Here is a 10,446-nt window from a genome sequence, read left to right as displayed (position 1 = left end):
CCATGTGGTGGGGAGTGGCCGCGGCCCTGCTGGCGAACACCCTGTACAGCCTGGGGTTCGTGCTGGAGAAGCGGGCGCTCACCTCGCTCCCCGAGGTGAGCATCCGCCGGCCGGGCCGGCTGCTGCGGCTGGTCCTCGGCAGCCCCCTGTGGATCGGCGGCTCCCTCGCCCTCGCGGCCGGTTTCGGCGCCCAGCTCGTCGTCTACCGCACCCTGCCGATCGCCGCCGCGCAGGGCATCTTCGTCTCCGGCCTGGTGCTGCTCGTGCTGCTGTCGGCCCGGCTGCTCGGCGAGGAGACCACCGGCCGGGAGCGGTACGCGCTGGGCGCGATCCTGCTGGCGCTGCTGATGGTGGTGCTGTCGCTGCGCGAGGGCACGGACCGGGTCGGCCAGGACGCGCCCTACCCGCTGATCCTGCTGGTGTGCGTGCCGTCGCTGGCGGCCGGGGTGTGGCTGTACGGCTCCGCCGAGCGACGCGCCCGCAACCGGCACCGGCGCCCGACGACCGGCGTCGAGTACGGCGTGGCGGTGGGCCTGCTGTACGGCGTCAGCTCGCTGGCCATCAAGGGCGTCTCGGGCCGACTGACGACCGGCGGGGTCGGGGCCGCGGCCCTGGATCTGCTGAGCTCGCCGTATCCGTATCTGCTGCTGTTCACCGGTGTGTTCGGCCTGGTGATGTCACAGGCGGCGCTGCAGCGCTGCCGCGCCTCGCTGATCGTGCCGGTGTGCACGACCGTGACCAGCCTGTTCACCGCGGTGCTCGGCACGCCGGCGTTCGGCGAGGCCCTGCCGGACGAGCCGCTGCGGCTGGCGCTGCGCGTGGCGGGCACGGCCCTCGCGGTGGCCGTGCTGCTGACCATGCCGAAGCACGACTCCGCTCCCCAACCGAACGCATCCGCCGAGGAGTTGGCATCCCCATGAAGTCCGACGACCCGCTGCTGAAGATCCTGGCGTGCCCGCTCGACAAGGGCCCGCTGCACCTGCTGCCCGAGCAGGCCGGGCACGGGGAGGCGCTGTACAACCCGCGCCTGCACCGCCGTTACCCGATCGTCGACGGCATTCCGCAGCTGCTGCCGTCCTCGGGCGAGCAGGTCCCGGACGACGTGCACGAGGAACTCCTCAAGAGGATGGCACCGTGACCAGTCTGGCGGCGCGTCTCGCGCCCTTCCTGCCCACCCGGCTGGTGGCCGCGACGGCCCGGGCGCTGTACCCCCGCTTCGAGCCGGAGCTGGCCCGGCTCGCCGAACTGTGCCCGCCGGACTGCGGCACGGCGGTGGACGTCGGCGGCTGGTACGGCCCGTGGACACACCGGCTGTCGGGCCGCGCCGAGCACGTCGTGGCGATCGAGCCGGTCCCCCACCTGGCCCGGCTGCTGGCGGCCGCCGCCCCGCCGAACGTCCGGGTGGTGCGCGCGGCGGCCTCGGACCGGCCGGGCATCGCCCGTCTGTGGCTGCCGCCGGGCGACGCGGGCGACCGGGGCGTCTCCTCGCTGGTGCGGCGCGACATCCACGGCCGGGCCCTGGACGTGCCCAGCGTGACGCTGGACGAGCTGGGGCTGCGCGACGTCGGCTTCATCAAGATCGACGTGGACGGCAACGAGCCGGCGGTGCTGCGCGGTGCGACCGGGCTGCTGGCCCGCGACCGGCCCGCCCTCTTCATCGAACTGGAGTCCCGCATCCAGCCGATCGCGCCCGTGGTGACCTATCTGACCCTGCTGGGCTACGAGGGCTGGGTGCTGCCCGGCGACAGCTGGGTGCCGCTGGCGAGGTTCCCGCTGGAGGACCACCAGGCCCGTGCCTCCTACGTCGTCTCCCACGGCCTGCTCCGCCGCGTCCTGCCCTCCCCGCTGCTCAGGGGCCCGCGCTACGTCAACTCGGTGCTGTTCCTGCCCGACGGGCGGCGTCCCGGCACCGCCCCGGTGGGCGACGATGGGTCCCATGCCCTCCGCGAAGCGCCCCGCTAGCCCCTTCACCCCGCTCGACTTCCAGCTGGTGCTGCTGCGCCGCATGGCCGACCACAACCCCGGCCCGGTGGAGGACGCCCGGCACGAGCTGGGCGTGTCGATCGCCGGCATGCGGGAGGCCAACAGGCGCTGGCAGGCGATGGTCCGCTCGCCGCGCTCGCGCACGCCCCTGGCCTGCTACCGCTCCGTGCTGGGCGAGCCGGAGTCCCGCGCCGCGCGCCGCATCGGCGACCTGGACTGCGAGGCCTGGCTCTGGCCGGTGCCGCTCTGGCCCGATCTGCGCTTCGAGGTGCTGACCGCCCCGAACGGCGCGGTGTGGAACGAGTGGCTGGTCCGCGCCCCGGGCGCGCCCGGCCCGCTGCTGCGCGCCCTGGACGACCTCACCCCCTGGTCCTGCACGGTCGACGAGGCGGCCCGCGCCTTCGCCCCGGCCCGCCCCCTGCAGGGCTCGGCACCGACCAGATGGGCCCTGGCGTTCACCGCGCCGGACGCACGGGGCGTGCGGCGGGACGTCGTCGCGGAGTTCACCTGGGGGCTGCTGCAGCGGATCGCCGTCACCGATACTCCTGGCTGATCGGCGCCGAGCCGGGCTGTGCCTCCCGCTCGGCGGTCAGCCGGCCGCGGCCAGCACCGCCCGCACCACCCGGGGCACGGAGTCCGGGTGCAGGTCGAGGAACAGGTTCGGCTCGATCAGCTCCAGTTCCATCACCACCGGCTCCCCGTCCGGCCCGGTGACCAGGTCCACGCGCGCGTACAGCAGCTCCGGCCGCCCGGGCACGGCCGCCAGGGCCCGCTCGGCGACGTCCAGTTCCGCGGCGGTCGGCTCCCAGCGCCGCGGGTCGGGGTGGGCGACCTTGTCCGCGTCGTAGGGCGTGCCGGGGGCGAGGACGGCACCTTTGACGCCGGCGTGCAGCAGCCGGCCGCCGAAGTACTGCAGGGCCCGTTCGCCGTGCGTGTCGATGGCGCTCAGGTACGGCTGCACCATCGCCGTGAGCCCTTCGGCGTGCATCCGCTCCACCTGCCGCACGGCGGCGTCCCGCTCCCCGGCCGGGTGACGGGCGGCGTAGCGGGCCCCGGCGCCGGAGGCCGGTTTCACGACGAACTCGTGGTCGGCGGGCAGCTCGACGGGGTCGCCGGGCGCGAGGTAGCGGGTGGGTACGACGGGCACCCCGGCCCGCGCGAGCTGCCCGAGGTAGCGCTTGTCGGCGTTCCAGCGCACCACGTCGACCGGGTTGGCCAGCCGGGTCGCCCGCGCGCAGCGCCCGGCCCAGGCCGTGAACTCGGCGGCGCGCCAGCTGTAGTCCCAGGTGGAGCGGATGACGGCGAGGTCGAAGGCCGCCCAGTCGGCGGACGGGTCGTCCCAGGCGACGGCGGCGGCGTCGGCCCCGGCCGCACGCAGCGCCCCGACCAGCACCGGCAGGTCCCGGTCCTTGTGCGGCTCGGCACCGGGGTCGTAGGTGACGAGCGCGATACGCGGGGTGCCGGCCACGGCGGCTCCTTCCTCGGCCAGACGAACGACTGCGACTTCCGCCGCAGGCTAACAACCGCGTGGGCGTCGTCTTTCCGGCCGGTCCCCCGGGAACGCGATGCGTCACGGCGTCAGCCGGACGTGGTGCCGCAGAACTCCGCGTTCAGGGTGGGCAGGATCTGGGAGATCTCCCAGTCGGCGTTGTAGTTGAACGTCAGCTGATGGCGCCCGTCCTCGGTGGTGGCGACGAACGTGAGGGAGCCGACCGTGCCGCCGTCGCGGTACCAGAGGGTCTCGCCGCAGCTCATCTCGAGCCGCTCGATGCCGAGCCCGTGGGACGAGATCGGCAGATCGGGGTTGACGACGGTCGTCTTGAGCTCGGCGAGCTGCCGCGGCGGGAGCACCTTGCCCCGCATCAGCGCACGGAAGAAGCGGTTCAGGTCGGCGGCGCTGGAGATGACGTCCCCGTCGCCCCACACCTGTGAGCCGTGGAACTCGGTGACGTCGTCGATCCGGTCGGGCTGTGTGTCGAAGAACAGCCTGGAGTAGCCGCGCCCGCTCGGCCGGGGCAGGCCGGTGCTCGCGCCGGGGTGGGAGGTCGCCTTCAGGCCCAGCGGCTCCACGATGCGCCGGCGCACCTCGTTCTCGTAGGAGGTGCCGGCGACCTTCTCGACGATCAGCGCGGCCAGGAGGTCGTTGGTGTGGGAGAAGGCGTGCCGGGCTCCGGGCGCGAACTGCGGGGGGTGGGCCAGCGCCACCCGCAGGCGCTGCCCGGCCGTCAGGGGGTCGTAGCGGTGCTTCAGGAAACCCTCGCCCAGGATGTACTTCTGGTAGTAGGCCGGCTCGGCGAGGTAGTCGAACAGACCGCTGGTGTGGTTCAGGAGCCGGCGCACGGTGATGCCGCGCCCGTCGTTGCCGTTGCCCGTGACCAGGCCGGGCAGGTGGTGCTCGACGGTGTCGTCCAGCGACAGCTTCCTCTCCGCCGTCATCTGCAGCAGGACCGTCGCCACGAAGGTGCTGGTGATGCCGCCGACGCGGAACCGGTCGTGGGTGCCGCGCGCCGCGCCCGTGCGCAGGTCGCCCACGCCCGCCGCCGTCCGCCAGAGCCCGTCGGCGTCCCGTGCCTCGACCGTGACACCGGGGACCCCGGCCGCGACGGCCGCCTCGACGGCCTGCCGGGTGCCCTCGTGTCCGGCGGCCGGGGCTCTCGTGTCCTGGGCCGCCCGGGCGGTGCCCGTCAAGGCCGTGGCCGTGATGAGGACGGCCGCCAGACCGGCCAGGCGGGCTCTCGGCCTCGTCCGTGTCGTCATGTTCCCCACTCCCCGTCGTGTGCGTGGTGCGTCGTCGGCCGACGACACACCGGTCCGGTCCGCAGGCGGCCGCGCGCCGGGCTCCACCACAGCGGTGGCCCGGGAACGCGCGCGGCGAAGCGATGGCCGGGCGGCTCTGTTCCTGCGGACGTGGACCGGCCCGGCGGTGCGGGCGGGCGTTCTCCTCGTACCGGCGCGGCATCCCCGCCCCGGCCGTCCGGTGCGCCGCGCGGGCGACTCACCGCGAGGGCCGCGGGCGCACCTCCCCGGTCGGGAGCCGCGCACCGCCGCTCGGGCCGGGGCGTACCGCGTGCACGGGCCGACCCGCGGCCGCGCGGCCCTCGGCAGCCGCTTCGTCCGCACGGGCGGCCCGGGCCGTCCGTGCGGAATGCTGGCACAGGGCCCGGGGCGAAGTACAGGCGCTCAGGCGGCCCGTGGACCGGTCGCGGCGGCTGTTCACCGGCCGGCCTGTCCGCCCCCTCGAAGCGCCGGCGGCCGGGCCCCTGCGGTGACGCGGCAACGCCGAGCCCCCGCTGCCCGGTGTCCCGTCGCCCGGACACGCCGGCGCGGCCCCCGCCCGGTGCGGTCCCGCACCGGTCCGGGGGTATCGCGGGCCGCGCCCTAGGAGTCGTCCGGTTCCCAGTCCAGGAGCCGTACCTTCGCCACCGTGCGGACGTGGCGGCGCATGGCCGTGGCGGCCTGGCGGGGGTGGCCCGCGGCGATCGCGTCGAGGATGGCGCGGTGCTGGGACAGGGAGCGGGAGGGGCGGCCGGGCTGGCGGAGGGACTCGGTGCGGCTCTCGGCGATCTGCTCGGCGATGGAGCGCATGAACTCGGCGAGCAGGCTGCTGTGGGCCGCCGCCGTCACGGCCGCGTGGAACAGCCGGTCGCCCTCGACGCCGTGACCGCCGTGCGCGATCTCCTCCGTCATCCGGTCGAGCGCGGACCGCATCGCCGCCAGGTCGTCCTCGGTCCGCCGCTCGGCCGCGAGTTCGGCGAGTTTCGTCTCCAGCGCCTCCCGCGCCTCCAGCACGTCGGGCAGCCGCCGGCGGCGTTCCACCATCCGTTCCACGGGCTCGGTGTCGAGGCTGTCCCGCACGAGGTACGTGCCTCCGCCGTGCCGCGCCTCCACCAGGCCCTGGACCTCCAGCACCACGATGGCCTGCTTCACCGAGGCCCGGCTCACCCCGAGCCGCTGGGCGAGGTCCCGCTCGGGGGGCAGCCGGTCGCCGGCGCGCAGTCCGCCCTCGGCGACGTACTGGCGCAGCCGCTCCAGCACCTGCTCGTACAGGCGCTGTTTGGCCATGGGGCGCAGGGCGTCGGTCACGGGATCCCCCTCTCGCCGGGAGCGTAACACCGGGCCTGCGCAGTGGCGGAGTGGCTGAGCCAATTCCTGCGCGACCCCTTGACGGGCGCCCGGGCCGCACCCACGCTGTTCGATCAACGCACCAAGTGGCTCAGCCACTCGTCCACTGTCCGGGTGTGTTCCCAGCCGCTCCGGGGCCCAGAGACGGGAGCCCGTATGTCCCCCGAACTCCTCTCCATCCTCGTGCTCGTCGTGGTGTTCGTGATCGCCACCACCCGTTCCGTCAACATGGGCGCCCTCGCCTTCGCCGCCGCCTTCGGCGTGGGCGGGCTGGTCGCCGGCCTCGACGCGGACGGCATCTTCGCCGGTTTCCCCGGCGACCTGTTCGTCGTCCTGGTCGGCGTCACCTACCTGTTCGCGATCGCCCGCGCCAACGGCACCACCGACTGGCTGGTGCACGCCGCCGTCCGGCTGGTGCGCGGGCGGGTGGCGCTCATCCCGTGGGTGATGTTCGCCCTGACCGGGGCGCTCACGGCGATCGGCGCGGTCAGTCCCGCCGCGGTCGCGATCGTCGCCCCCGTCGCCCTGAGCTTCGCCGCCCGGTACGCCATCAGCCCGCTGCTGATGGGTGCGATGGTCGTCCACGGCGCCCAGGCGGGCGGCTTCTCCCCGATCAGCATCTACGGCTCGATCGTCAACGGCATCGTGGAACGCGAGAATCTCCCCGGCAACGAGGTGGTGCTGTTCCTGGCGTCCCTGGCGGCGAACCTGGTGATCGCGGCGGTGGTGTACGTGGTCTGCGGCGGCCTGCGGCTCACGACGCGCGCGGCGGTGGCCGGGGCGGAGGGCGACGCGGCCCGGGCGGACGGCGACCCGGCCGGGACGGACGGCGACCCGGCCGGAGCGGCCACGCGCCTCACCCCGGCCCGCGTCGCCACCCTCACCTCCCTGCTGGCCCTGGTCACCGCCGTCCTCGTCCTCGACCTCGACGCGGGCCTCACCGCCATCACCCTCGCCGTCGTCCTGAGCACCCTCTGGCCCGAGGACAGCCGTACGGCGACCGGCCAGATCGCCTGGCCCACCGTCCTGCTCATCTGCGGCGTCCTCACCTACGTCGGCGTCCTCGACGAGATGGGCACCATCACCTGGGCCGGCGAGGGCGTCGGCGGCATCGGCGTCCCCCTCCTCGCCGCGGTCCTGCTCTGCTACATCGGCGCCCTGGTCTCGGCGTTCGCCTCCTCCGTCGGGATCATGGGCGCCCTGATCCCGCTGGCCGTACCGTTCCTGGAGCGCGGCGAGATCGGCGCCGTCGGCATGGTCGCCGCGCTGGCCGTGTCCGCGACCGTGGTGGACGTCAGTCCGTTCTCGACCAACGGCGCGCTGGTCCTGGCCGCCGCCCCCGACGTCGACCGCGAGCGTTTCTTCCGGCAGCTGATGGTGTACGGAGGGATCGTGGTGGCCGTAGTACCGGCGGCCGCCTGGCTGGTGATGGTCGTACCCGGCTGGGGGTGATCCCACGGCCCCCGGCCGCCCCCGGCAACCGCCCGCCCGCAACCGGACGCAGCAGTCAAGGAGATGTGACGCGTGACCCCTCTCTTCCCGGCCCTGACCGAGCACCCGGCCGCCGACCGGCCCGCCCTCCGGTTCGGCGAGCGCTCCCTGACCTACGGGCAACTCGCCGCGGCCGCCGGAGCGCTCACGGGCCGCGTCGGCGGTGCCGCGCGGGTCGCCGTCTGGGCGACGTCCACCATGGAGACGGCCGTCGCCGTGGTCGCCGCGCTGCTGGCCGGCGTGCCCGCCGTGCCGCTCAACCCGAAGTCGGGCGAGCAGGAGCTCGGGCACATCCTGTCCGACAGCGCGCCCGGCCTGGTCCTCGCGGGCCCGGACGACCGCCTGCCCGCGCCCCTCGCCGGCCTCGCCCGCGCCGACGTCGACGTGCACGCCACCGGCCCCGCCCCCGAGGACCGCGGCGGGGACGAGGACCCGGCCCTGATCGTCTACACCTCCGGCACCACCGGCCCGCCCAAGGGCGCCGTCGTCCCGCGCCGGGCGATCGCCTCGACCCTGGACGCCCTGGCCGACGCCTGGCAGTGGACCGCCGACGACGTGCTGGTCCACGCCCTGCCGCTGTTCCACGTCCACGGCCTGGTCCTGGGCACCCTCGGCCCGCTGCGCCGCGGCGGCTCGGTGCGGCACCTGGGACGGTTCAGCACACAGGGCGTCGCCCGCGAGCTGAACGCCGGGGCGACCATGCTGTTCGGGGTGCCGACGATGTACCACCGGATCGCGGAGGCCGTGACGGGCGACCCGGAACTGGTGAAGGCCCTGACGGGGGCACGGCTGCTGGTCTCCGGCTCCGCCGCGCTGCCCGTGCACGACCACGGCCGGATCGCGACGGCCACCGGGCGGCGGGTGATCGAGCGGTACGGCATGACGGAGACGCTGATGAACACCAGCGTCCGGGCCGACGGCGAGGCCCGCCCGGGCACGGTCGGCGTGCCGCTGCCGGGCGTGGAGCTGCGGCTGGTCGAGGACGACGGCACGGAGATCACCGCCTGGGACGCCGAGACGGTGGGCGAGATCCAGGTGCGCGGCCCGAACCTGTTCACCGAGTACCTCAACCGGCCCGACGCCACCGCCGCCGCCTTCACCGCCGACGGCTGGTTCCGCACCGGCGACATGGCGGTGCGCGACCCGGACGGCTACGTCAGGATCGTCGGCCGCAAGGCCACCGACCTGATCAAGAGCGGCGGTTTCAAGATCGGGGCCGGTGAGATCGAGAACGCGCTGCTGGAGCACCCCGGGGTGCGGGAGGCCGCCGTCACCGGGGAGCCGGACCCCGACCTGGGCGAGCGGATCGTGGCGTGGATCGTGCCGGACGACCCCCAGGCGCCGCCCGCGCTGGAGGAGCTGGCCGACCACGTGGCCGAGCGTCTCGCCCCGCACAAGCGGCCCCGGGTCGTCCACCACCTCGGCGCCCTGCCCCGCAACGACATGGGGAAGATCATGAAGCGGGCGCTGACCCGTGGCTGAGCGCCTCTCCGCCCGCGAGGTCGTCACCGCCCTCGCCGACGAGGCGACCTTCGACGAACTGCCCGCTCCCGCCCGCGTCGCGCCGCCCGACGGCCCGCTGGCCTGGCCCGGCTACGACGCCGCCCGGGCTCGCGCGGCCGAGCGCACCGGCGAGGAGGAGTCCGTGGTGTGCGGCACCGCCCGCGTCGGCGGCACCCGGGCCGTGCTGATCGCGTTCGAGTTCGGCTTCCTCGGCGGCTCCCTGGGCGAACGCACCGGCGACCGGCTGGAGGCGGCCTACACCCACGCCCGTGAGCGCCGCCTCCCGGTGGTGCCGCTGGTCGCCACCGGGGGCAGCCGGATGCAGGAGGGCATGCGGGCGCTGACCCAACTCCAGCGGGTGGCACGGCAGTCGGTGCTCACCCGGGAGGCGGGGCTCGCCCAGCTGGCCGTGGTGCGCGACCCCACCACCGGGGGCGGGTGGGCGACGCTGGGCGCGGGCGCCGACGTCGTCCTCGCGCTGCCCGGGGCGCAGATCGGCTTCGCCGGCTCCCGGGTGCGGCCGGCCGACGCGGACCCGGCGGCGTACACGGCCGAGGCGCAGGTCGCGGCGGGCGCGGCGGACGCGGTCGTCCCGCCGGCCCGGCTGCGCGCCACGCTGGCGCACTGGCTGCGGCTGCTGACCTGCCCGTCCACCACGCCCGCGCCGCCGCCCGAGCCGCTCGGCGAGACCGCGGTCCTGCCCGCCACCGGCTGGGACGCCGTCCGGCGCGCCCGTTCACCGCTGCGCCCGCGCGCCGAGGCCTACCTGGACGCCTACTTCACCGACCGGGTCGCGATCAGCGGCGACCGCTGCGGCGGCGCCGACCCCGACGGCATGCTGTGCGGCTTCGGCACGCACGAGGGCCGGACCGTCGCCTACGCCGCGCAGACCGGCACCGCGACCCGCCCGGCCGGCTACCGCACCGCCGCCCGGCTGATCCGCCTCGCGGACCGGCTGGGCATCCCGGTGCTGACCCTGGTGGACACCCCGGGCGCCGCCAACGACGCCGAGGCGGAGCGGCAGGGCGCGGGCGCCGCGATCGCCGACCTGTTCGGCGCGGTGGCCGGCGCCCGCACGCCGCTGACGACGCTGGTGATCGGCGAGGGCGGCTCGGGCGGCGCGCTGGCCCTGGCCGCGCCCGGCAACACCTGGGCCACCCCGGACAGTTACTTCTCGGTGATCGCCCCGGAGCTCGCGGCGGCCATCCTCAAGCGGCCGCCGCGCGAGGTGGAGGCGACAGCGGACCGGCTCCGCATCCGGCCGCAGGACCTGGTGGAGCTGGGGGTGATCCGCGGGACGGTCGGTCCCTGAGGCACCGGTGGCTGCCCGGCACGCCATCAAGTACC

At 75.4% G+C, this 10,446-nt stretch carries 10 protein-coding genes; 7 read left to right on the top strand and 3 right to left on the bottom strand.

Annotated elements, in window-relative coordinates:
* Nucleotides 1-2: 2 nt before the first annotated feature.
* From ACPXCS_RS18250 to ACPXCS_RS18235, 4 genes are read left to right on the top strand one after another with little or no spacing between them, the layout of a single operon-like run.
* Nucleotides 3-920, top strand: coding sequence for a hypothetical protein (locus ACPXCS_RS18250; protein ID WP_425945117.1), 918 nt, complete (start codon nt 3-5; stop codon nt 918-920).
* A complete protein-coding gene (locus tag ACPXCS_RS18245; RefSeq protein WP_425945116.1) occupies nt 917-1,138 on the top strand; it encodes a Trm112 family protein in 222 nt (73 codons plus the stop codon). Before ACPXCS_RS18250 ends, ACPXCS_RS18245 begins: the two co-directional genes overlap by 4 nt.
* Nucleotides 1,135-1,962: an FkbM family methyltransferase gene (locus ACPXCS_RS18240; protein WP_425945115.1), complete on the top strand. Its 828-nt coding sequence runs from the start codon at nt 1,135-1,137 to the stop codon at nt 1,960-1,962. The genes ACPXCS_RS18245 and ACPXCS_RS18240 overlap by 4 nt, the downstream gene beginning before the upstream one ends.
* Nucleotides 1,928-2,536 (top strand): hypothetical protein, encoded by a 609-nt coding sequence (locus tag ACPXCS_RS18235; RefSeq protein WP_425945114.1) that lies wholly within the window; start codon nt 1,928-1,930, stop codon nt 2,534-2,536. The genes ACPXCS_RS18240 and ACPXCS_RS18235 overlap by 35 nt, the downstream gene beginning before the upstream one ends.
* Nucleotides 2,537-2,572: 36 nt before the next feature.
* Here ACPXCS_RS18235 and ACPXCS_RS18230 read toward each other — a convergent pair whose 3' ends face one another.
* The 3 genes from ACPXCS_RS18230 to ACPXCS_RS18220 form a co-directional block, all read right to left on the bottom strand.
* The gene (locus tag ACPXCS_RS18230; protein ID WP_425945113.1) at nt 2,573-3,451 is read right to left on the bottom strand and encodes an ATP-grasp domain-containing protein; all 879 of its coding nucleotides are present in this window, start codon (nt 3,449-3,451) and stop codon (nt 2,573-2,575) included.
* A 110-nt stretch (nt 3,452-3,561) separates the two neighbouring features.
* Nucleotides 3,562-4,740 carry a serine hydrolase domain-containing protein gene (locus tag ACPXCS_RS18225; protein ID WP_425945112.1) on the bottom strand — a complete coding sequence of 393 codons (1,179 nt, stop codon included), beginning with the start codon at nt 4,738-4,740 and terminating at the stop codon, nt 3,562-3,564.
* Nucleotides 4,741-5,361: 621 nt separating this feature from the next.
* Entirely contained in the window at nt 5,362-6,066 is a 705-nt protein-coding gene (locus tag ACPXCS_RS18220) for a FadR/GntR family transcriptional regulator (RefSeq protein WP_425945111.1), read from the bottom strand.
* 195 nt (nt 6,067-6,261) lie between these two features.
* Here ACPXCS_RS18220 and ACPXCS_RS18215 point away from each other — a divergent pair, with 195 nt between their 5' ends.
* The 3 genes from ACPXCS_RS18215 (at nt 6,262) to ACPXCS_RS18205 (ending at nt 10,411) form a co-directional block, all read left to right on the top strand.
* Complete coding sequence (locus ACPXCS_RS18215; RefSeq protein ID WP_425945110.1) at nt 6,262-7,557, top strand: SLC13 family permease; 1,296 nt, start codon at nt 6,262-6,264, stop codon at nt 7,555-7,557.
* A 72-nt stretch (nt 7,558-7,629) separates the two neighbouring features.
* Nucleotides 7,630-9,078, top strand: coding sequence for an acyl-CoA synthetase (locus ACPXCS_RS18210; RefSeq protein ID WP_425945109.1), 1,449 nt, complete (start codon nt 7,630-7,632; stop codon nt 9,076-9,078).
* Entirely contained in the window at nt 9,071-10,411 is a 1,341-nt protein-coding gene (locus ACPXCS_RS18205) for a carboxyl transferase domain-containing protein (protein ID WP_425945108.1), read from the top strand. Before ACPXCS_RS18210 ends, ACPXCS_RS18205 begins: the two co-directional genes overlap by 8 nt.
* Nucleotides 10,412-10,446: the final 35 nt, after the last annotated feature.

It is taken from the genome of Streptomyces sp. DT190 (assembly GCF_049846985.1).
Classification (GTDB): Bacteria; Actinomycetota; Actinomycetes; order Streptomycetales; family Streptomycetaceae; genus Streptomyces.
This window is presented reverse-complemented; position numbering and strand designations above follow the sequence as displayed.

What these genes read in the sequence shown, in the direction of transcription:
- ACPXCS_RS18245 (WP_425945116.1), top strand. Translation starts at nt 917, where the DNA reads ATGAAGTCCGACGACCCGCTGCTGAAGATCCTGGCGTGCCCGCTCGAC.
- ACPXCS_RS18235 (WP_425945114.1), top strand. Translation starts at nt 1,928, where the DNA reads ATGGGTCCCATGCCCTCCGCGAAGCGCCCCGCTAGCCCCTTCACCCCG.
- ACPXCS_RS18215 (WP_425945110.1), top strand. Translation starts at nt 6,262, where the DNA reads ATGTCCCCCGAACTCCTCTCCATCCTCGTGCTCGTCGTGGTGTTCGTG.
- ACPXCS_RS18250 (WP_425945117.1), top strand. Translation starts at nt 3, where the DNA reads ATGTGGTGGGGAGTGGCCGCGGCCCTGCTGGCGAACACCCTGTACAGC.
- ACPXCS_RS18225 (WP_425945112.1), bottom strand. Translation starts at nt 4,740, where the DNA reads ATGACGACACGGACGAGGCCGAGAGCCCGCCTGGCCGGTCTGGCGGCC.